Annotated in this window: 20 protein-coding genes and 1 pseudogene; 8 read left to right on the top strand and 13 right to left on the bottom strand. The window is 71.0% G+C overall.

Annotated elements, in window-relative coordinates:
• Window positions 1-429: 429 nt before the first annotated feature.
• Window positions 430-732, bottom strand: a complete 303-nt coding sequence (locus tag KIS93_RS06240) for a hypothetical protein (RefSeq protein ID WP_155127060.1) — start codon at window positions 730-732, stop codon at window positions 430-432.
• 74 nt (window positions 733-806) lie between these two features.
• Here KIS93_RS06240 and KIS93_RS68835 point away from each other — a divergent pair.
• A pseudogene (locus KIS93_RS68835) lies at window positions 807-920 on the top strand (transposase); the annotation flags it as partial.
• 193 nt (window positions 921-1,113) lie between these two features.
• On the opposite strand, the gene KIS93_RS64705 reads toward KIS93_RS68835, so the two are convergent.
• A complete protein-coding gene (locus KIS93_RS64705) occupies window positions 1,114-1,272 on the bottom strand; it encodes a DUF4158 domain-containing protein (protein WP_230466152.1) in 159 nt (52 codons plus the stop codon).
• Window positions 1,273-1,524: 252 nt separating this feature from the next.
• Here KIS93_RS64705 and KIS93_RS06225 point away from each other — a divergent pair, with 252 nt between their 5' ends.
• Entirely contained in the window at window positions 1,525-4,170 is a 2,646-nt protein-coding gene (locus KIS93_RS06225; RefSeq protein WP_186403929.1) for a protein kinase domain-containing protein, read from the top strand.
• A gap of 369 nt (window positions 4,171-4,539) precedes the next feature.
• Here the strand turns inward: KIS93_RS06225 and KIS93_RS06220 are convergent, their stop codons facing one another.
• From KIS93_RS06220 to KIS93_RS06210, 3 genes are all read right to left on the bottom strand, one after another.
• Window positions 4,540-5,157 carry a maleylpyruvate isomerase family mycothiol-dependent enzyme gene (locus KIS93_RS06220; protein ID WP_080038558.1) on the bottom strand — a complete coding sequence of 206 codons (618 nt, stop codon included), beginning with the start codon at window positions 5,155-5,157 and terminating at the stop codon, window positions 4,540-4,542.
• Window positions 5,158-5,335: 178 nt separating this feature from the next.
• On the bottom strand, window positions 5,336-5,752 hold the full coding sequence (locus tag KIS93_RS06215; protein ID WP_080038557.1) for a PPOX class F420-dependent oxidoreductase: 417 nt from the start codon (window positions 5,750-5,752) through the stop codon (window positions 5,336-5,338).
• Between the two features lie 80 nt (window positions 5,753-5,832).
• The gene (locus KIS93_RS06210; RefSeq protein WP_222107283.1) at window positions 5,833-7,152 is read right to left on the bottom strand and encodes a M14 family zinc carboxypeptidase; all 1,320 of its coding nucleotides are present in this window, start codon (window positions 7,150-7,152) and stop codon (window positions 5,833-5,835) included.
• Between the two features lie 32 nt (window positions 7,153-7,184).
• Between KIS93_RS06210 and KIS93_RS06205 the strand changes: the two genes are divergently transcribed.
• The 4 genes from KIS93_RS06205 to KIS93_RS06190 all read left to right on the top strand — a co-directional run bounded on the left by KIS93_RS06205 (window position 7,185) and on the right by KIS93_RS06190 (window position 9,694).
• Entirely contained in the window at window positions 7,185-7,793 is a 609-nt protein-coding gene (locus KIS93_RS06205; protein WP_080038555.1) for a TetR/AcrR family transcriptional regulator, read from the top strand.
• 178 nt (window positions 7,794-7,971) lie between these two features.
• Window positions 7,972-8,397, top strand: coding sequence for a hypothetical protein (locus tag KIS93_RS63060; RefSeq protein ID WP_222107282.1), 426 nt, complete (start codon window positions 7,972-7,974; stop codon window positions 8,395-8,397).
• 15 nt (window positions 8,398-8,412) lie between these two features.
• Window positions 8,413-8,742 carry a hypothetical protein gene (locus KIS93_RS06195; protein WP_080038554.1) on the top strand — a complete coding sequence of 110 codons (330 nt, stop codon included), beginning with the start codon at window positions 8,413-8,415 and terminating at the stop codon, window positions 8,740-8,742.
• Window positions 8,743-8,746: 4 nt separating this feature from the next.
• Complete coding sequence (locus KIS93_RS06190) at window positions 8,747-9,694, top strand: aldo/keto reductase (RefSeq protein WP_080038553.1); 948 nt, start codon at window positions 8,747-8,749, stop codon at window positions 9,692-9,694.
• 74 nt (window positions 9,695-9,768) lie between these two features.
• Here the strand turns inward: KIS93_RS06190 and KIS93_RS06185 are convergent, their stop codons facing one another.
• From KIS93_RS06185 to KIS93_RS06175, 3 genes are read right to left on the bottom strand one after another with little or no spacing between them, the layout of a single operon-like run.
• Window positions 9,769-10,416 (bottom strand): response regulator, encoded by a 648-nt coding sequence (locus KIS93_RS06185; protein ID WP_080038552.1) that lies wholly within the window; start codon window positions 10,414-10,416, stop codon window positions 9,769-9,771.
• Window positions 10,409-11,500: a sensor histidine kinase gene (locus KIS93_RS06180; protein WP_155127057.1), complete on the bottom strand. Its 1,092-nt coding sequence runs from the start codon at window positions 11,498-11,500 to the stop codon at window positions 10,409-10,411. The genes KIS93_RS06185 and KIS93_RS06180 overlap by 8 nt, the downstream gene beginning before the upstream one ends.
• 52 nt (window positions 11,501-11,552) lie before the next feature.
• Window positions 11,553-12,347, bottom strand: coding sequence for a UbiA family prenyltransferase (locus tag KIS93_RS06175; protein ID WP_186404004.1), 795 nt, complete (start codon window positions 12,345-12,347; stop codon window positions 11,553-11,555).
• Between the two features lie 283 nt (window positions 12,348-12,630).
• On the opposite strand from KIS93_RS06175, the gene KIS93_RS06170 reads away from it, so the two are divergent.
• Complete coding sequence (locus tag KIS93_RS06170) at window positions 12,631-13,869, top strand: 2-isopropylmalate synthase (protein WP_186403928.1); 1,239 nt, start codon at window positions 12,631-12,633, stop codon at window positions 13,867-13,869.
• Window positions 13,870-13,898: 29 nt separating this feature from the next.
• Window positions 13,899-14,666 carry an AfsR/SARP family transcriptional regulator gene (locus KIS93_RS06165; RefSeq protein WP_080038548.1) on the top strand — a complete coding sequence of 256 codons (768 nt, stop codon included), beginning with the start codon at window positions 13,899-13,901 and terminating at the stop codon, window positions 14,664-14,666.
• Between the two features lie 70 nt (window positions 14,667-14,736).
• On the opposite strand, the gene KIS93_RS06160 is transcribed toward KIS93_RS06165, so the two are convergent.
• From KIS93_RS06160 to KIS93_RS06140, 5 genes are read right to left on the bottom strand one after another with little or no spacing between them, the layout of a single operon-like run.
• Window positions 14,737-15,072, bottom strand: a complete 336-nt coding sequence (locus tag KIS93_RS06160; protein ID WP_080038547.1) for a hypothetical protein — start codon at window positions 15,070-15,072, stop codon at window positions 14,737-14,739.
• Window positions 15,069-16,550, bottom strand: a complete 1,482-nt coding sequence (locus KIS93_RS06155; protein ID WP_080038546.1) for a hypothetical protein — start codon at window positions 16,548-16,550, stop codon at window positions 15,069-15,071. The genes KIS93_RS06160 and KIS93_RS06155 overlap by 4 nt, the downstream gene beginning before the upstream one ends.
• Before the next feature lie 4 nt (window positions 16,551-16,554).
• Window positions 16,555-17,583 carry a zinc-dependent alcohol dehydrogenase gene (locus KIS93_RS06150; RefSeq protein ID WP_080038545.1) on the bottom strand — a complete coding sequence of 343 codons (1,029 nt, stop codon included), beginning with the start codon at window positions 17,581-17,583 and terminating at the stop codon, window positions 16,555-16,557.
• Window positions 17,583-18,680 carry an amidinotransferase gene (locus tag KIS93_RS06145; protein WP_080038544.1) on the bottom strand — a complete coding sequence of 366 codons (1,098 nt, stop codon included), beginning with the start codon at window positions 18,678-18,680 and terminating at the stop codon, window positions 17,583-17,585. Before KIS93_RS06145 ends, KIS93_RS06150 begins: the two co-directional genes overlap by 1 nt.
• A 40-nt stretch (window positions 18,681-18,720) precedes the next feature.
• Window positions 18,721-19,431 carry a YqcI/YcgG family protein gene (locus KIS93_RS06140; RefSeq protein WP_186403927.1) on the bottom strand — a complete coding sequence of 237 codons (711 nt, stop codon included), beginning with the start codon at window positions 19,429-19,431 and terminating at the stop codon, window positions 18,721-18,723.
• Window positions 19,432-19,465: the final 34 nt, after the last annotated feature.

The following is a 19,465-nucleotide window of genomic DNA, read 5'->3' as shown; positions in this document are numbered from 1 at the left end:
GACGGTCACCCTTCACCAAAACCCCGCCAAGACGCATCGCACACTACCCAGGGCGAAAGGGCCGGTGATGGGGTGAAGGCGTCAAGAAAACGTATAAATCGGAGACTGGTCAGTACTGGGTCGAGGCGGGGCTGCCGGAACGCCGGCCGGGCGACGCACCCGCCGGAAGCCCGCGCGGGCTCACGGCCGGCGCTCGTCGCGCGGCGGCCCTCATACGGGACCTGCTCACCAACGCGCTGGGGCTCGGCCTGGACATGACGGCGCGGACCGCTCCCATGCTGACCGCGTTCTTCGAGCGAGGCGTGGACGACGCCCCCGGCGTTCCAGTCCGGTGATCGACGACGGAGAACGACCTTGATGAGCGCAGCGTGGGCCGGTGCCCGGCTCGGTCAGCGCGGACCATCGCGGACACCCGATGACGCGGCACGTTCACACGAGATGCTTCTGCCGGCCTTCGCGGTCCTCGGCGAGGAGGATCGGGGCCTGGCGCTCTGCGCGGGCCAGTCCGTGGAGCCGGCGGCGGACGCGGAGCGCGCGGAGCATCTGTCCGCAGGCGCAGCCGGCGACCGCCACAACCATGAACGCGGTCAGCCGCACCAGGTCCGCGTGGCCGAACGTCAACTCCCCCGCGGCGTTGACCAGGAATCCCGTCGCGAAGCACCACGCCATCACCCCTGCGCAGAGTGCGGCCAGGAAGCGGACGGCCCAGGCGCCGAAGACGCCGGTGCCCACCCCCATCACCACGACCCGCGCCGTGCTCTCGGGTGGCCTTCCCCTCATAGCGTGGAGACCGGACCGGGAGAGGTTTGGTCCTGGCAACAGTCACGCGACGGCGCTTTGATCCGGAGTTCCGGGCAGGCGCGGTGCGGATCGCGAAGGAGACCGGCAAACCCGTCGCGCAAGTGGCGCGGGATCTGGGAACCGGCCCCGCTGCGGCGGGAGAAGGCCGCGCTGGTCAAGCAGCACGCCCAGGAGAAGATCGTGGACGGCTTCCTCACTCCGATCGACCGATACAGGCAGGAAGAGGACGCGCCGGTAGGGGCCGGGGCGGGGCCGGCAGACCCCCGCGAGCCCGGCAGGTAGCCATAGGCGTCCCGGATCATCCACGCGTGCTCATACGCCGTCTTCAGCAGCTCGGCGTACTTCTTGACCTGGGAGGGAACGCTGATCCCCAGTTGCTCGGCCCAGATGGTCCACCACCGGCCACGGCACCGCCAGCGGGTCCTCCAGGAACAGAACTTTGAAGCGGACCGTCCCGATCTGGACGGCCACGCCGATGCGAGTCCTGGCGCGACTTCGCGATCACGTCGCGATCGAACGCGTCCAGGAAGAAGAACTTCTCCAGGTCCGACAGCGACGACAGTTCCTCGAACGCCGTGTACGCCCTGACCTGGTCATCAGCCCAAAACCCCACTACCAGGGAAGATGTCCGATACCTGGCTCATCACAAGGCTCTGGATTTGTCGGCGCCGCCGGATGCCCTCGATGGTGCCTCTATCGTTCCTTGCCGAAGGGCCCCCAGCGGTGAAACAGCGCACCCAGGTCAAGCAGAACGCCTTCCAGGCATCGATCTACGCCTCCAACTGCCTGCTGTACGAAAAGGACCCCGGTCCTGCCGAGCTGAACGTCGGCAGCGCCGACGAACCGCGCATGGTCCCCTGTTCCGAGGCGTGGCAGCACGGCTACGCCCTCAACGTGCTCGTCGTCCGCGACGGCGACCATGCCCGGTTGCCGACCGCCGCCCAGCGGTGCCGCGACGACCTGTGCCGCAAGGCTGATCTCGGCGCCCAGCGGGTACGCGGGACTGATCCGGGCCGCGCCAGCTCCACGGCCGCCTCGCCCCGGGGCGGCGGAGGCGAGCCGGGGCGGTGGCCAGACCGGCCATCCGGAGAGTCCTTCGGGCGGGCGGGGTCCAGTGCTAGCCTCGAAGCCAGCGCGTTCCGGCCCCGTCATCCCCGAGGTCCCCCGATGGCGCCTTCCGCAGAACAGGTCGCACAGCTGTTGCTCAAAGAGATCTCGGCGAGCGCGGCCCCGGAGGAGACGGCCCGCCTGCTGGCCAGCGGTGCGGCGGAGCGTACTCAAGGCGCCGAGCTGGTCCTGCTGCAGATCCTCGACCGCATCGCCGATCACGACGCCTCCCACGCCGACGGAGCCTTCGTGGACGCCTGCCGGGCGGCCATCTCCCGGCTCCAGGCGCTGCCTGACGAGACCGATCCGCCGGTGACCGGCCTGCTCGCCCTCATCTGCCTCAACGCCACGCTGCTGCAACGCCGGTTCGAGACGCTGACCCACGCCAATGTGCAGCAGGTCGACGCATTCTGCGAGGCTCTGTTCCGCCAGGCCCGGCTCGGAGCGGCCATCAAGCACCTCTACCGGCCGAGAAACGGCGACAACAGCCGGGAAGTCGGCATCTGGCGCGAGCTCGACTTCGACGGGCTCACCTATCACAAGGCCGGCACGACCTCCTTCATCGCCGTCGCCACCCCCCGGACACTCGGCCTGACCGGCACGCACGCCAAGCTGGCGCTCAAATGCGTGCTGTTTCCCTGGAACAAGCTCGGCACCATCGCCAAGGCCACCGAGGGCTACGCCAGAACGTACGGCGCCGACCGGACGACCGACGTGGTCGTGCAGCCGATCGCCTCGACCGACCGCTGGATCCTGATGCCGTTCCAGCGGGGGCGCACCCTCCACGAAGACCTCATCGAGTTCGAGTCTGGCGCCCCGGCGATGGGTGAACGCCTCGCCAAGGCCCGCGAGGTGGGTCTCGGCCTGCTGCGGGCGCTGGACGACCTGGCCGCGAACGAGCCGATCACGAGCACGATGCCGCACCGGCAGCACCTGGACCTGTCGCCCAACAACATCATCCTCGCCCCGGGCGACAGCGGCATCAGGTTCATCGACCTCGGCCGCAACCATCTCTACAGCCGCCAGGTGGGCATCGCCGAGCACGACGACTCCGTCTACGTCTCACCCGAGGTGAAGAACCGCGGCGTTGCCCCCAGCTCCGACGTTTACTCCCTGGGCGTCATCCTCATCCGGATCCTCACCGGCAGACCGCCGCGAGACGGGCGGGTTCCCGACCCGATCTGGGAGTTCAGCCCCGCGTTGGGGCGCGTGCTCGACGACTTCATCGAGGAGAACCCGCGCAACCGCCTGCTGCTGGTCGATCGCGACGACGACCCGCAGCAGCTCGACCTGGGCCCGGTCCAGGACTTCTTCACGCTCGCCTGCGAGATGGCCGCGCAGGAACCGGAGGCTGACCTGCGATGGCGCAACCGCTGGTTCGCCCGCATGCTGCCGGCCTCGCGCGAGGTCAAGGCCCAGTACCACCAGTGGCTGCTGATGCGCAGAAGCCGGGCCGACCGCTACCGCACCAGCAGCTACCTGCTGTTCTACTCGCTGGTGGCGACCGCGTGCTGGTGGTTCATCGCCACGAGGACGGCCCTGTTCAGCGTGGGCGACCTCATCGGCGATCTGAGCCTGAACCAGGCGGTCAGCTTCGCGCCCAAGGACATGTCCGGCAGGGACATGACGGCCGCCACCATCACGGCCTTCACCCAGGGCCTGCTCGGCGCCAAGTTCTACCAGACGATCCTGGCCCGCCTGACTGTCCGCAAGGTGCCCGGCCCGCTCGCGCGGGTCACCGAGGTGCTCATCCGGCTCATGGCGGTCATCCCGCTGCCCGCCACCCTCCTGGCGGTGATGTGGCAGCCGTGGCTGTGGGCCTGGGTCGGGACGGTGAGCGCCATGCTGGTCACCCTCACGCACTGGCTGATCACTGTGCACGCCAACCGCATCAGCGCCGCGGGCAGCGCCGCCGGGCTGTCCACCGTCCCCTCGATGGAGCGCGTCTTCGCCCGCGGCTACGAACAGTGGTGGTGGACGATGCTGCTGTACGCCGCCATGCTCGCCGGCATCGCCTTCGGGCTGCAGGTCGGCTGGTTGCACGACACCTACGCGTACGTGCTGGGTCTGACCATCGTGAGCATCGGCATCCACTACGTCTCCAAGCTGGTCACCGCCGGGCACGCCATTCGGGGTGGGCTGGCGCGCATCTTCTCCACCGCCGAGCGCATCGCCATCCTCAAGGCGCGGGGCGAGGCAGCAGGCGTGCCCTGGCCGCTCAAGGTCCAAGGTGTGTCAGCCACCGGCATGCGGCCTGGGTGAGCTGACCGCATATCGCAGCACCGCACCCGTACGCTTGGCGCTCGCCGCGCGCGCGGCAGCCGTACACACGCTGTTCCAGGTCGCGTTTGCTGGATTTGGGCGAGCTGAGATGAGCACCGGCTTGAACCAGTCAGCAGAACGTGCCCTGACGCCAACCCGACCATGTGGAGGCACTATCGACCGATTCAGCTCCTCGCTCGTCATTCGACAGGTATCCAGACGATCACCACCGTGCCGAATGTGGCGGGTCGCGGGAGGTCGCGGGTGTGTGGCTGGTCCTCGTAAGAGCAGGCGGTGCGGGCGCCCGGCTGTCACCCGGTTCAGCCGAGGCGATGCGGACATCCGATCCGCTGAGTCGGGGGATTCGGTTCACGCGGCGATGTATCGATCCCGGGCCGTGCCGTGGAGGTGTCCCGGCGGGAGCTTGCGGCCGTAGGCCACGAGCAGGAGGTCCTGGGCGGCGCCGGTGAGGGGTGTGCCGGTGCCGAAGGACCAGTCGAGGTCGTCGGCGCGCAGTTCGACGCCGTCGAGATCGGCTCCGAAGAATTTCAGGGTTCGGGGAGTGATGTGCTCCAGCAGGACGCGCACGCGGTCTTCCGGGACGCGGCGGTCGATGCCGAGGGCGACGGTGATGTCCAGGCCGTGGATCACGTCGTGGCCGAGGGCGGCCGTGATGCCGCCGACGGGTGGCTTCCAGGGGTGGCGTGCGTTGTCGCGGATCGCGCTGACCAGGTCGGCCGTGGACAGGGTGGCCGCGTCCTGGCGGGCCCGCCGGTCTGTCATCCGGTTGATGTCACCTCGCGCCTTGATGAGTTCGAGCACCATCCTGGGCAGCGAATAGCGGAATCCCATCGACATGTGAGCCGCGACCTCTCGTACGCGCCATCCGGCGCACAAGGTCGGTGCGTCCCACTGCGCGGGTTCCAGGCTGTCCAGCATCGCCGCCAGTTCCCGGCGTTCATTCGCGATTGCGGTGGTGATGTCCATGGTTGTGCTCTTTCTTGGGAGTTCAGTGCACCTGCCGGCCGCTCCGGGCCTGGGTCGGCTCGCCGCGATCAGGGGTGGCCAGGATCAGGTCGGTGGTCGGTCAGCCGCCGAGCCGGGTGGGTCACGCCGGGCCCTGTCGTCGGTGCGGTGACCGGGGTGAGGTTGGCGTGGAGATGCCTTATGGCTGGGTGACGCCGCTGGCACGCTCGATCGTGAAGCGGATGGCGACGCGTCCTTCAGCGTGGATGTTCGATAGGAACGCCTCCCAGTCGGGGTATTCGTCGCTGAGCGCGCCGTGCAGGTTCTTGAGAGCCTCAGCGTCCAGTCCGGCGTCCGGCGAGAGAACCTCTGCGTGTCCCTCGACCTGAACCCATGGCCCGAAAAACCGGTCGGTGAAGACGCAGATCGAACCCCGTGGGTCTCGCCGCAGGTTACGGGTCTTGGCTCGCGCCTCCGTCGTACTCAGCACAACGCGACCGGCACCGTCGAGAGCGACGATCACGGGTGAGAGCTGGGAGCGTCCATCCTTGCGCCACGTACTGAGCACAGCGTGATGGTGATCGCGTAGGAAGTTCTGGGCCTGTTCGACTTTCATGGATTCTTCCGATTCGGCTAGCGCTTCTCAACGAGGTTGGTGCGATGCCAGGGTGCACCCTTAATGGGCGTTCACCAGGGTCAGCGACGATCGGCGGCACGACGGTTCGCTGCGGCAATCAGGGCGGCGCCGAGCTGTACCGCGACCAGCCTGCGGATCTCGATCGGCGGGCCGGGGGAGTCGGATTCGGCCTGGCCGTACCAGAGGTCGAAACGTTCGGCGAGCAGGCGGCGCTGCTCGCCGATGGCTGATGCCACGTTGCCGGCGGCGAGTTCGGCGTCGAGCATGCGCAGGAATGTGCCGAGCAGGCGCAGCCGTAGCAGGTGCACCATCTGACGGTTGCTGAACTCCTCGGCGACCGTGGCCGGCCGATGGGGATCGTGTGCGGACTCTTCCAGGTCGCCGAGCTTGCGGAAGATTTCCAGCGTTCCCTCGGTCGAGCGGCGGAACGGCGAATGCACGGTCAGATTGCCGGCGACGGCCCGCATGCTCGCCTGCAGCGCGTCGATCAGCTCGCGCCGGGCCGCGCTTCCCTCGGCGGCGATCTCCCCGTAGGTGCGGCCGGTGGGGCTTCGATCCGACACACGCTCGTCGGTCCAGTAGGGCACCTCGGTGATCAAGTGCAGCGCGCCGTATCTGGCTGCGTAGTCAGCGCTGCTGCCGCCGGCGCCGAAGGCCGCGCCCACCTGCGACCCCGGCGGGGTCAGGTAGACGGCGGGGACGATCGGTGTGGCGCCGGGCAGCTCCGGCTCACCGTGATGCAGCGGCAGGCCTTCCAGGCCCGGCAAGGCGGCCAGTTGCTCGGCGAGCGCCAGGTCTTCACGGTTGATGTAGAAGAACGCGCCCTGGTACTCACCGTTGTGCAGGGAGTAGACCAGCGAGGGGCGTACCTCATCCATCAGCCGCATGAGCGCGGCTGTCTCCGGTAGCGGGCGGTCGAAGGAGTAGTCGCCGGTGGCCAGCGGGAAGGTCCACTCGACCTGGTCGGCGAGATCGGGGCGGTAGAAGTGCTCGGCATAGGCGCGGCGGTCCCCGGGGCGGGAGTACCAGCCTTCGTTCAGGCGGGCGCCGTCGGGGTCCGCGCACGCCACGATGTGCCAGCGAAAGCCTAGCTCCGCCTGTAGTTGCGGGTGCCGGCAGAGCAGTCTGATCAAGGTGAGGGCGGTCAAGGCTCCGACGGGCTCGTTGGGATGCGGCCCGGCGATGACCACCGCGTCGGAGGGGCCGTCGCCGACCGTCACGGCGTGCAGCGGGTCGCCCAGCCGCGAGGTGCCGATGCGGCGCGGCCGGACCAGGCGGGGATGGGCGGCGGCCAGCTCCTCCAGCTCGGCCTGGAGCGCGTCGACGGACGGGAACGCGGCACAGTCGGGGACGCGGCTCATGTACTCAGCGACATTCATAATGGAGTTACGGTAATAATAGAGTTATGAGGATGACAAGGGCCGAGGCCAAGGAGCGCAACCGGCAGGCCCTGCTGGCCGCCGCGCGCCTGATCGTCGCCCGCGACGGCCACCGGGCCAAGCTGGAGGAGATCGCCGAGCAGGCCGAGCTGACCACCGGCGCCGTCTACTCGCTGTTCGGCAGCAAGAACGGACTGCTCGTCGCCCTGGTCACCGACCACCTCACCCCGCACTACGACAGCATCGAGCAAGCCCTCCCCGCCGGCATGGGTCTCGCCGAGGCGGTGGAGGTCTTCGCCCGCCACTACCGGCGCCTGTGCGACGACCCCGACGCGCTGCGCCATCTGTCGTTCGAGATCAGCTTGCAGGACCTGGCCCTGCGCGACCCCGAACTGGCACCCAAACTCGCCGCCTCCGTCCGGGCACACGAACAACGCCTGACCGCGCTGCTGTCCGGCAGGCTCCACGACGGGACCGCCATCACGTCGCGGCAGGCGCAACGCCTGGCCACGGCGCTGCGTGCGCTCCTGGTCGGCCTCAGTCAGGGTGTCATCCTCGGCCTCGCCGGCGACGCCCCCAGTGACTATTTCGCCGCCACCGCCCGCGCCCTGATCACCCCGGACGTCCTTGGACCGCCCTGACCTCCCCGCCCGGCACAGGAAGCGGTCTGACGTGGCCGAACCGCCGCTCACGTTTCAGGCTCGGTGCTCCTTGCCCCGAGTGGCCAAGGGTGATCAGAGCCATCCGGGACGCTGGAGCGCGTGAACGGAAGCCGCGCCGGCCCTCGACCAGGCCCTCGCCGCCGTCGGGAACGGGTCGGTGTTCACCGTGACCAAGTTCGGCCGGTTCGCCCGCAACATGGCCGAGGCCCACAACGAGATCCTCGCCGACCTGTCCGGACGCGGCGGCTCGGTCTACGACTGGAACGACCCGTTCGGGCGGCTGGTCCTGCAGACCCGACCGCCGTCCACCATCGTGGCGCGCCGTCCAGCCTCGCCGTCAAACCGAGCGGTGCACCAAGACGCGCGGCGAGGGCCTCAGGGACCTGTGCTACGTCCGGCCGCCGCCTCCCGCACGTGCGCACCGTCAGCGGCGCTGTATCGGGAATTGAGGCCGCTTTCATGGGGCGGGCGCATCGTGATGGTGTGTCCAGTGAAATCCTGGCTCACCCGACGTGACCGAGCTCGTGGCAAGCCCGTCATCGCGGAAGCCGGCGGGCGCAGCGCCCGGGCCGCAAAAGGTTGATCAAGGACGGCCGACATGGATCGATCCGAACTCCAGGCGACCCGTTCCCGCCTGACCGACGACCTGTCCATTGACCCGGGCGAGCTGCGCGAGATCGCCCTCCGGCTGCTCGACGAGGTCACCCGCGAGCGGCTCAGGGAGAGCCTGCTGCGCGCCGACTACGCCGACCTCCTGGAGGCGTCCAGGGCCGCGGTGGCGGCCACCTGGCAGGGTTGCCCCGACCCGACGGCTCCTCTGGAGCACCGGCTGCGCCGCCTGGGCCTGCTGCCGCCCCTGGGCATGCCGCCCGGCCAGGCCCTCGCCGACGCCGCCAGCCTGTGTACGGTCCTGCGCGGGACGCCGTGACCCGATGGACGTCAGGCAACTGGGTCACGACGGCCCGGTCACCTCGGTCATCGGCGTCGGCGGTTCGGCCTTCTCCGGAGCCGTGGACGTCGAGGACTGCGTCCGGGTCGTCCGTCACGCGCTTGATCTGGGCATCACGCTGCTCGACACGACCTGCCGTACCGGACATGAGCAGGTGGAGCGGCTGGTCGGGCGGGCGGTCGCGGGCCGCCGCGGTCAGGCGGTGCTGGCGGCGCCGGCCCGCCCCGGCGGCGGGAGCCTGGCGCGGGCCTGCGACGCCGTCCTGCGCCGGATGGCCGTCGACCACCTCGACGTCTTCTACCTGGACTGCCCGACCTGGACGCGGCCGATCGAGGAGGGGGTGGGCGAGCTGGCCGAGCTGGTCGCGGCGGGCAAGGTCCGGCACATCGGGCTGGCCGAGCCGCTGGCCGGGCAGATCCACCGCGTCGCCGGGCAGCCGGTCTCGGTGATCGCCTGCGAGTACTCCCTGCTGAAGCGCCGGGCCGAGCTGGACCGGATTCCCGCGGCCCGGGCACACCGGCTCGGGGTGGTCGCCCGCGGCCCGCTCGGCCGCGGGTTCCTGGCCGGCGCCGACAGGTTGTCGGCGGCGCATTCGGCGTGCGGCGACCCGCGGCGGGCCGGGCTCGGCATCGCGGAGGCCGGATCGCTGGCCGAGCGCATGCGGGCGCTGCGGGCGGCTGAGGAGATCGCCACCCAGCTCCATCTCGGCCTGGCCAGGCTGGCCCTGGTGTGGGTGCTGGCGCAGGGCGACATCGTGCCCGTTCCGAGCACGCGCAGCCGGGTGCACCTGGAGATGAACGCCAGCGCCGCGGCCATCCGGCCCGACCCCGCGCTGCTCGCCCGGCTCGGCACGCTGTTCCCGCCGGACTGGGGGAACGGAACCGACCACCGGGACGACCCGCAGGCTCGGGATGGCCGGACGACGGTCTGACCGGAGACGCCGGCCTGGCTCACCGCCGTCAGGCTAGGGATGGCCGGACGCCGGCCTGGCTCACCGCCGTCCGGCTAGGGATGGCTGGACGGCGGTTTGACCAGGGATGCCGCCACGGCCTTGTTGACCGCGTCGACCCGGGAGACCGCGCCCAGCTTGACGAAGATGTTGCGCAGGTGCCGCTTCACGGTGGCCTCCGTCAGGTGCAGCCGGTGGGCGATCTGCCGGTTGCTCAGCGCCTCGGCGACCAGTTCCAGCACCTGCTGCTCACGTGCGGACAGCGGGTTGCCGCGGGCCGGCTGCACCTGCGCCAGGCTCTCCCGGGAGACGGCGAGCACGACCCGGTCGTGGTCGGTACGGGCGGCGTGCACCGCGCCCAGCAGCTCCACCCGGCCCACGCTCTTGAGCAGGTAGCCGCGGATGTTCTGGGCCAGCAGGTTCTGCACGAGGTACGCCCCGTCGTACATGCTGAGGATGATCACCTCGGAGCGGGGGGAGACGGCCTGGATGCGGCTCACCGTCGTGGTCACCTCGTCGCCGGGGATCTCCACGTCGAGCAGCACGACGTGCGGTTTGTGCTCGGCGGCCAGCGCGACGGCGCCCTTGCTGTCGCCCGCCTGGCCGACCACGACGATGCCGCCGTCGCTCTCCAGCAGCTCCTTCAGCCCCTCGCGGAACAGCGCGTGGTCGTCCACGATGAGGACGGTGGTGGGGTCATTCATCACGGTGCTCCGACAGCGGTACGACGAGTTCCACGTAGGTGCCGCGGTTGACCACCGGCGTCAGCATCAACCGGCCGCCCATCAGCTCGGCCCGTTCCCGCATCGAGGTCAGCCCCATGCCGGCGGACCGGCGCGCCTCGGCCAGGTCGAAGCCGCCGCCGTCGTCCTCGACCGTCGCGTGCAGCCGGCTGGGCGCGATGTCCACGTTGATGAGCACCATGCTCGGCGTGCCGTGCGCGAGCGCGTTGCGCACGGCCTCCCTGATGATGAGGTACGTCTCCTCCAGCACGTGGCCGGAGGCCCACGCCTCGTCGCCGTTGACCCGTAACCGCATGATGACGTTCGTCGGCGCGATGGTCTCCAGCAGCGTGTTCAGCGCCTTCTCCAGGTTGTGCACCTGCTCGTCCATGCGCAGGTCGGAGGCGATCGAGCGCATGCTGAGCATGGCGTCCTGGATGGCGTCGTGGGCCAGTGTCACGCGTTCCATGGCGTTGCCGGGGTCGGTGGCGTGGTAGAAGGTGGCCAGTTCGAGCTGGTGGTGCGCGACGCCCAGCCCGGAGCCGACCCGGTCGTGCAGGTCACGCGCGATCCGCCGCCGCTCCTCGACGTGCGCGGCGTTGATGTCGTGCAGCAGCTGGGAGGAGTAGGCCAGCGAGGCCTCGTTGACGCGCATGATGACGCTCTCCGTCAGCGCCCGGACGACGAGCCGGAGCAGCTCCTGGGCGCCCTCGCGGTCGGCGAGGTAGTTCAGGGCCGCGTTCATGACGACGTCCACCAGGTGGGTCGCGGCCTGCAGGGAGGCGCGGGGGTTGAGCCGGCTCTCGGCCCGGCGCTTGCCGATGTCCCTGGCGAGCAGTTTGTAGCCCTCGTCGAGGGTGGCGCGGCCCAGCCGCACGCTGCGCACGACGTCGCTGATGGTGACGGCGGCGTGGGCGAGCAGTTGCGGGCGGCTCGCGTGGTCGTCGATCAGCGGGCTGTGGACGCCTTCGAGCTCGGCCTGGTAGGCGGCCAGGATCGCCGGCCGTTCGGCGTCGAGGTGGTCGGCCAATGCCTTCCGCAGCGGATGGTTGTCGCCGGCTTGCACGATCGCGGGCCCCTCCCCATGAGGTGAACGCCCGAACCCGATACATCATGGCTTAACCGAAAAGAACCGGCAACATCGCCGTGGCGTTCGCGGCGTATTGCGTGGCCATGAACCCCTGGTACGGCGCGCGGCTATCGACATCGGCTTTCACCGCCAGCCCGGTCACCACCACGGCCCCGGCGGACAGGGTCAGCGCCATCCCGATCACGCGCGGCTCGGCCAGGCTGACCAGGTCGGCCGCGACGGCCACCGCGGCGGCCGCCGCGATGAGCAGGATCCGGGTGCCCGCGGCGCCGTACACGGCGGACAGGTTGCGCCGGCCCGCCGCCGCGTCGCCGCGGGCGTCGGGCAGGTCCTTGGCCGGGGCGCCCACCAGCCCCATCCAGGACGCGAGGAGCAGCGCGACCGGCAGCAGCGACGTGCCGGCGACCTCGGTGACCGGGCCGCCGGCGGCGACGAAGCCGGCCGCGTAGGTCAGCAGCGCCGAGCCGACCGCGGTGCCGGCGCTGGTGGCCGGGCGGGCCTTGAGCAGCAGCGGCGGGGCCGAATAGGCGTGCCCCAGGAAGAGCAGCGCCGCGACGAGGACCGTGAACACGACGCCGGTCAGGAGGCCGAGACCCAGTGCGAGCGCCGCCGCGCCCACCGCGACCCTGGCCGCCGTACCGGGGGGCAGCAGGCCGCCGGCGATGGGCCGGGAGGAGCCGTTCGCCCGGTCCTCCACCACGTCGGTCACCCCGTTGAAGAGGTAGGCGAAGAACACCGCCAGCATCCAGGAGACGAACCCGGGAAGCAGGCTGGAGGGCCACGCCTCCGCCCCGGCCAGCGCCGCCCCGGTGCAGAACCGCAGCGCGAACGCCCCAGCACGGACGGCCGGGACTCACGCAGGCACAGGACCAGCACGCGCCACCACGACGGAGGGCGGTCGGCTCGCATAGCCGTATGATGCGCCGCCGGACGCGGCTGATGAAGGGAGTACCACCGAGGATTACAACTTTCGGAGTACCGAGAGATACTTCGCATTATCTGGGTAGCTCTTGCGGGGCATTCCCCTTGTTTCCCCATGTCAGGCGCGTAAGGCTGGTACGTGAATCGAGCCCGGCCTGATTTCGACCACACGAAAGGGACATTCGGTGGTGACTTCTTCGTCGGCTGCCCAGATTTACGACTGGAATGCGGTCCCGGACGCGGCGGCCCCGGCCTCGGGTGGCCGGCTGGTCGAGCTGAACGACGAAACCCTGCGGGACGGCCTGCAGAGCCCGTCCGCCCGCCAGCCGGACCTGGCCGAGCGGATGCGGCTGCTCCGGCTCATGGACCGGCTCGGCATCGACGCGGCGAGCATCGGCATGCCGGCCTCCGGCGCGGTCGCCGGCCGCATGGCCGCGGAGCTGGCCGTGTACGGCGCCAGGCAGACCCCGCGGCTGAGGCTGCACTGCGCCGCCCGCACTCTGGTCGGCGACATCCAGGCCGTCGCCGACGTGAGCCAGGCGGCCGGTCGCAGCCTCGACGTGACGACCTTCATCGGCTCCAGCCACATGCGGATGGGCGCGGAAGGCTGGACGGTCCGGCAGGCCGAGCGGATCGTCCGCAAGGCCGTCCGCTTCGCCGTCGCCGAAGGGCTGCCGGTCTGCCTGGCCGCCGAGGACAGCACCAGGGCCAGGCCCAGACTGCTGCGCCGCCTCTGCCTGGCGGCACTGGACGAGGGGGCCGTCCGGATCTGCCTGTGCGACACCGCGGGCCACGCCGATCCCCGGGGGACCGCCGCGCTGATCCGCCACGTACGCGAGCAGATCATGGACCCCGCCGGGTACGCCCACGTGCCGATCGACTGGCACGGCCACAACGACCGCGGCCTGGCGCTGGCCAACGCGCTGGCCGCCGTCGAGGCGGGGGCCTCCCGCGTGCACGCCACCGCGCTCGGCATCGGCGAGCGGTGCGGCAACACGGCGATGGACCAGCTCCTGGTCAACCTGAACCTGCTGGGCGACGGCCGCGACCTGGACGTGCTGGGCGAGTACTGCCGTACGGCCTCGGCCGCCGTCGGCCGGCCCATCCCGCCGGAGTACCCGGTGTTCGGCAGGGACGCCTTCTTCACCGCCACCGGCGTCCACGCCGCGGCCGTGGCCAAGGCGGAGCGCGCCGGCGACCCGTGGCTCGCAGACCTGGTCTACTCCGGCGTTCCCGCCTCCCGGTTCGGGCGCCGGCAGGAGATCGGCGTGGGCCCGGCCAGCGGGCGCTGGAACGTCCAGACCTGGTTGCGGCGCAGGGGGCTGCCCTCCGACCCCTTGATCATCGATCGCATCCTCACGGCCGCGCGCAGCGCGACCCACGTGCTCACCGACCACGAACTGGCCAGTCTCGCAGCGGACTGACGCCGTCAGCCACAAGGGGGAGATCATCAATGGCGAGTTTCCGTTTCCTCGGTCCCGTAGAGATCGTCGTCGACGGCCGCGCGCACACGCTACGCCAGCACAAGCTGCGCCAGATCCTGGCGGTGCTGGCGTTGCGCGCAGGCCAGATCGTGGACACCGATCTGCTGATCCAGGAACTGTGGGCCGAGCAACCCGCCAAGAACGCGCGGACCATCCTGCACACCTACGTCTACCAGCTGCGCAAGCACGCCGAGCGCTACGGGCTGTGCCGCCAGGGAGAGGAACTGGTGCAGACGCGCACCGCGGGCTACCTGCTGCGCGCCGACCGCGCCGCCATCGACGTCTTCCGCTTCGACGACCTGGTACGGCGGGGGCGGCTGCTGCTGCAGGCCGGCGACGCGGGGCAGGCCGCCGTGCTGTTGCGCGAGGCGCTGGACATGTGGTCGGGGCGGGCGCTGGCCGACGTGGTGCCGGGGCCGGTGCTGAACGGGCACGTGGTCGCACTGGAGGAACAGCGGCTGTGCGCGCTGCAGACGCGCATCGAGGCCGACATGGAGCTGGGCGCGCATCGCGAGCTCATCCCGGAGCTGCGGCTGCTGGTGGGGCAGCATCCGTACAACGAGTGGTTCCACGGCATGCTCATCAGCGCGCTGGGCCGCGCCGACCGGCGCAACGAGGCGCTGGACGCCTACCGGAACCTGCGCCGCATCCTGGACGAGGAGCTGGGCCTGGCCCCCTCGCCGGCGATCCAGGAACTCCACCGTGAGCTGCTGTCCGCCGGCATGGCGCACCGCTGACGCGCCACCCGGTGGCGGGCCTTCGCCGTGTCGTGCGGATGCCGTCCGGCGAAGGCCGCTTGCTGATGTGCTACCCGGAGTGCGCTACGCCGTGTCGTGCGGATGCGGCGCGGCGAAGGCCGCTCGCGTGCTGTCCGGTGCGCGCCGGGTCGTGCCGGTGCCGTACGGCGGTGTCGTGCAGGTGGCGTACGGCGAAGGCCGCCGTCGCCGCCGCACCCCTGGCGCAGCTCAGCGCCTCGCGGGCGCCGTCCACGCTGCCCCGGGGGAAGGCGGCGACCGCCTCGGCCGCGCAGGCGATCAGCTCCTGCGTGGCCCGGACCAGCAGCTCGTCACAGTCGTCGAGGTCGGCCACCCGGTCGCGGGCGGTCTGGAGCAGATCCAGCACCTCGTGCGTGATCGCGTTCATGATGGCTCCAATCGGATGACCCGCCCGTCGTGCCGGCCGCCGTTCTCCGCCGCGATCGTGGCGGCCCAGCCGGGCGGCAGCTCGCCGGGCGGCACCAGGTGGTCGAGCAGTTCGGGGAAGGCGACCAGGTGCGCCTCGCGTACCGGGACGCGGGTGAGCGCGTCCACGTCGGCCGGTGACAGCCCGCCCGCGCCGGCGATCTCCACGGGGCCCGCCGGGATGAGCGCGCCGCCGGGCAGCGCCCGGCCGACGGACTGCAGGCCGGCCAGGTGCAGGCCGGTGGGCACCTGGGCGACCCGTTCGGCCATCGGGCCGAACTCCGCGCCGACGCCCAGGGCGTCCACGATGCCCTGCCGGATGACGGGCAGGTACATGGCCTGGTAGTAGCCGCCGACGCAGCTCAGCCCGCGGGCGAAGGCCAGGGTGGCGAAGCAGGTGAACAGCGACGGGACCAGCCGCTGGTCGAGCAGCGCCGGTACCAGCTCGTCCTGGCTGAACTTCCACTCCAGGCGGTGGCCGCGCTCGTCCACGCCGGTCAGCAGCTCGCCGTCGAGGACCAGCGGCACGCGGCGGCCGGCCGCGCTGAGCCCCCAGCAGAAGACCGTGCCGCGCGAGCCGTCGCGCCGCCAGCAGGCGCGCGCCCCGTCCAGCGCGTCGAGCAGCGCGTCGCGCACCTGCGGCACGAAGAACAGCTGGTGGATCAGGCTGCCGGGATCGCGGAGGTCCTTGCTGAGCAGGGCGGCGCAGATCGGCTCGATCGCCAGTTGCACCAGCCGGGCGGGCGGCTCGGCCTGGAACATGCCCTCCCACAGGGCGGTGTTGACGCGGGTGGCCTGCAGGGCGTGCGACGGCAGCGCGAGCGCCGAGCCGTACGCCCGGTGCAGGACGTCGTCCGCGCTGCGCGCGCAGAACTCCGAGACCTCCCCCTCCTGCCGCATCCGGACCAGCCGGGCGCGCGCCCGCTCGATCATCCCGGCGTCGTACGGCCGCGCCGCCAGCACCGTACGGTGCTTGTCGCGGTTGGGCTGGACGGGCAGCCGCTGCGGCAGCCCGTCCAGCTCGCCGTGCCGGGGATCGTAGAGCCGCAGCCCCATGGGGTAGGTCAGGTTGTTCAGGCTGACCGAGCCGAAGCCGAGCACGACGACGTTGCGCGGGGCGCCCGGCCGCAGCGCGAACAGCAGCGTGCCCTGCACGGAGTCGGCGAAGGTGTCCACGCCGAAGTGGTTGGAGGTGGGCACGATCGGCTGTTCGCGCAGGTCGGCCAGCACGTCGGCGGCGACGGCCGGGCCGTACAGTGCCGTCGTCTGGCCGGCGACCGCGGCGTACAGGTCGTCTCTGGACTGCCAGGGCTCGGACCGGCCGGGGCGGAGCTCGGCCAGCAGGTCGGCCAGCGGGGCGTCGGCCAGGCGGCGCAGCGTGTCGCGGACGAGGGGCGAGTGCCGTGCCGCCAGGTCGAGCGCGTGGGTGCGCAGCGTCATGGGCTCAGCTCCACGGATAGAGAACGATCTTCCCGCACTCGTAGCGGGTCTGCCGGTCGAAGGCGTCGGCGATCCGATCCAGGGGGTAGCGGTGGGTGATGAAGCGCTCGATCTGGTCGGGGATCCGGCCGATCATGCGCAGCAGCCGGTCGGCGTCGTTCAGGTTGATGTCCAGGCTGCCCATCAGCGTCACCCCCTTCTGCACCAGGTCGTCGTCCACGTGGACGGTCAGCTCGCCGGGCTCGGCCAGGAAGCCGACCGCGCCCAGGCGGTCGACCGCGTCGACGCACAGCCGCTGGTACTGCGGCTGGCCCGAGCAGTCGATCGCGAAGTCCACGCCGCCGCCGGTCAGCGACCTGATCCGGGCTCGCAGGTCGCCGTCGCGGGGGTCGAGCACCGCGGCGCAGCCCAGCTCGCGGGCCAGCCGGGCGCGGTACGGGCTGCGGGCCACGCCGATCACGGTCGCCCCGCGGTGCCGGGCGTTGATCACCCCGCCCAGGCCGACCGCGCCGAGCCCGGTGATGAGCACGGTGTCGGACGCCGCCACACCCATGCGCTGCATCACCCCGAACGTCGGCCCGAGGCCGCAGCAGGCCATGGCGGCCTGTTCCAGTGGCATCCCGTCCGGCACGGGCACGCACAGCCGGCCGGGCTTGACGGCGTACTGGGCGAAGCCGCACTCGCCCGACTCGCTCTTGCACACCTCGCGCGGGTCCTCGGTGGCGGCGCAGTGGGAGTAGTAGCCGCGCCGGCACGGCCGGCACCTGCCGCACGGGTAGCCGCACAGCGCCACCACGCGGTCGCCGGGCCGCACCGGGGAGCCCTCGGGCGCGTCCACCACGACGCCGGCCATCTCGTGGCCCAGCGAGTCCGGCCGGTTGCGCTCCAGGTAGACCTGGTCGCGGTAGGCGAGGTACTCGTTGCACATCGGGGCGACCTCGACCTTCAGCAGGACGTAGTCGCGGGCGATGACCGGCTCCGGCTTGTCGACGATCGCGCAGGCGCGCGGGCCGGTGATCTGTACGGTCTTCATCAGCCCACGTCCAGGTACTGGCCGGCACCGCCGCGCCGGCGCACGTCCACGGTCACGCAGTGGAACGAGCCGCCGAAGGTGTACACGTGGCGGAAGTCCACCGGGATGCAGCGGAAGCCCCAGTCGGTGAGCAGCTCGATCATCGGCTCCTCCTGGCGTTCCACCACGACGGTCCGCTCGTCCAGGGAGAGCATGTTCATGCTCACCCACGGGCTGCAGAAGAACATCGGCCAGTCGCGCGGCAGGGCGGGCTGCGGCGCCTTGCGGATCTCCCAGCCGTCGAACAGCTTGTTGTGCACGTACCGCTCGGGGTTGACCAGCAGCTTGCCGGGCGCCAGCGGCAGCAGCGTGGCGTCGATGTGCATGGCGTGCGGGTCGTTCACCTCGACGGTGTGGACGCGGTACGCGCTGCCGACCGCCCGCTGCAGCCAGCGGATGCCGAACGCGTTGGTGACGTGGCTGCGCTGCACCACGATGTCGCGGCCGAAGCGCATGAAGTCGGCCGCGTCGAAGACCGGCTCGAACTCGGTGACCGCCCAGCGGTCGTGGTGGCCGCCGGTCGCGAACAGCTCGTCGGTCAGCTGCGGACGGGGAGCCTGCAGCCACCGGGCGCCGCGGTCGAAGTACGACTTGAGCAGCGGCCGGAACGCGTCGCCCTCGAACTGGCGGCAGCGCCACGACATCGGGGACTCGATGATGGTGTCGCCGACGACGATGAGGTAGTCGCGCGGCATGGCCGCGTAGAGCCCGCCCCGGCTGCGCCAGTGCGGCGTGGCGAACTCTCCGGCGTGGTCGGCGGGCGCCGGCCTGACCACCTTGACGCCCTCGGCCTCCAGGGCGCGGGCCAGCCCGTCGAGCTCCTCGTCCGCGGCGTCCACCAGGTCCTGCGGGAACGGCCGGCCGCCCTTCTCCTGGAAGAGCCGCCACGACTCGGGCGGCATCGTGGCGCGCATGGACTCCTGCCAGGTGGGGAAGACGCCGCCGGACAGCCGCCCGACGATCACCTCCTCCAGCGGGTCCCACTCGTTGGAGGAGTTCACCACCCTGGCCGGTGAGTGATCTTGTGGGTGGTTCTGGGCAAGCGAGGACACGGTCATGACACGTACACCTTTCTGAGAGCGCCTTTCCTGTGGTCGTTCAGCGGCGGAACGGGCAGCGGTCGTGGAGGTCGGCGTCGTCGTCGGTGATGAAGTACTGCCGCCACTCGTCGTCGGACATCTCGTCGAACTCGCCCATGCTGGGGTGGCGGCCCACCAGGTCCCACCGCCGCAGCCGGTCGCGGATCCGGGTACGGGTGACGTTGCCCGCCGGGGTGCCGACGCCGATGCCGTCGAAGACGGTACGCGGCTGGAACGACAGCACCAGGCACGACGGGTGCCGCCGCGACCTGCGCAGCCGGTTGGACGGCGCCAGGGCGAAGACGAACAGCGAGGTGCCGTGGAAGCAGAACTGCCAGCCCGGATCGTCGGGGTCGGCGGGCACGTCGGCCGGCCACGGGCGGTCGTCGTGCAGGTGCAGGTACTCCAGGATCTGCCAGAACCGCCGGTCGTAGTCGGCGGCCGTGGTCATCCGGGGCGACGGCTCGACGAAGACGATCAGGGGCTGGCGGCGTTCGGGTTCGGGGCTGACCCGGTCGACGAAGGCGGTCAGGTCACCGGGGAGCGTGCTCAGGTCGTCATGGGCGACCCAGGTCATGTGCATGTCGCCGGCCCGCAGCGCGTGCCTGCCGAACGTGCACGGGTAACCCGGGTCCAGCAGGTCGCGGCGGAACTCGGCGAGGGCGGTGCGCAGCCATTCCGGGCCTACGCTCCAGCCGGGGTCCGGGTCGAGAATCTGTAGGCGGTCCACGGACAACACTGCGATCTCTTCCTTCACGTTGTGG

Origin of the sequence: [Actinomadura] parvosata subsp. kistnae (assembly GCF_900323885.1) — a bacterium.
GTDB lineage: Bacteria > Actinomycetota > Actinomycetes > Streptosporangiales > Streptosporangiaceae > Nonomuraea > Nonomuraea composti.
Note: the sequence above shows the minus strand (reverse complement) of the source record. Positions and strands in the feature narration are given on the sequence as shown.

Excerpts from the sequence above, each read along its gene's own strand:
- KIS93_RS06165 (WP_080038548.1), top strand. The coding sequence starts at position 13,899 with ATGGCGAGTTTCCGTTTCCTCGGTCCCGTAGAGATCGTCGTCGACGGC.
- KIS93_RS06220 (WP_080038558.1), bottom strand. The coding sequence starts at position 5,157 with ATGGACATCACCACCGCAATCGCGAATGAACGCCGGGAACTGGCGGCG.
- KIS93_RS06215 (WP_080038557.1), bottom strand. The coding sequence starts at position 5,752 with ATGAAAGTCGAACAGGCCCAGAACTTCCTACGCGATCACCATCACGCT.
- KIS93_RS06205 (WP_080038555.1), top strand. The coding sequence starts at position 7,185 with ATGACAAGGGCCGAGGCCAAGGAGCGCAACCGGCAGGCCCTGCTGGCC.
- KIS93_RS06210 (WP_222107283.1), bottom strand. The coding sequence starts at position 7,152 with ATGAATGTCGCTGAGTACATGAGCCGCGTCCCCGACTGTGCCGCGTTC.
- KIS93_RS06195 (WP_080038554.1), top strand. The coding sequence starts at position 8,413 with ATGGATCGATCCGAACTCCAGGCGACCCGTTCCCGCCTGACCGACGAC.
- KIS93_RS06150 (WP_080038545.1), bottom strand. The coding sequence starts at position 17,583 with ATGAAGACCGTACAGATCACCGGCCCGCGCGCCTGCGCGATCGTCGAC.
- KIS93_RS06155 (WP_080038546.1), bottom strand. The coding sequence starts at position 16,550 with ATGACGCTGCGCACCCACGCGCTCGACCTGGCGGCACGGCACTCGCCC.
- KIS93_RS06185 (WP_080038552.1), bottom strand. The coding sequence starts at position 10,416 with ATGAATGACCCCACCACCGTCCTCATCGTGGACGACCACGCGCTGTTC.
- KIS93_RS06145 (WP_080038544.1), bottom strand. The coding sequence starts at position 18,680 with ATGACCGTGTCCTCGCTTGCCCAGAACCACCCACAAGATCACTCACCG.
- KIS93_RS06160 (WP_080038547.1), bottom strand. The coding sequence starts at position 15,072 with ATGAACGCGATCACGCACGAGGTGCTGGATCTGCTCCAGACCGCCCGC.
- KIS93_RS06190 (WP_080038553.1), top strand. The coding sequence starts at position 8,747 with ATGGACGTCAGGCAACTGGGTCACGACGGCCCGGTCACCTCGGTCATC.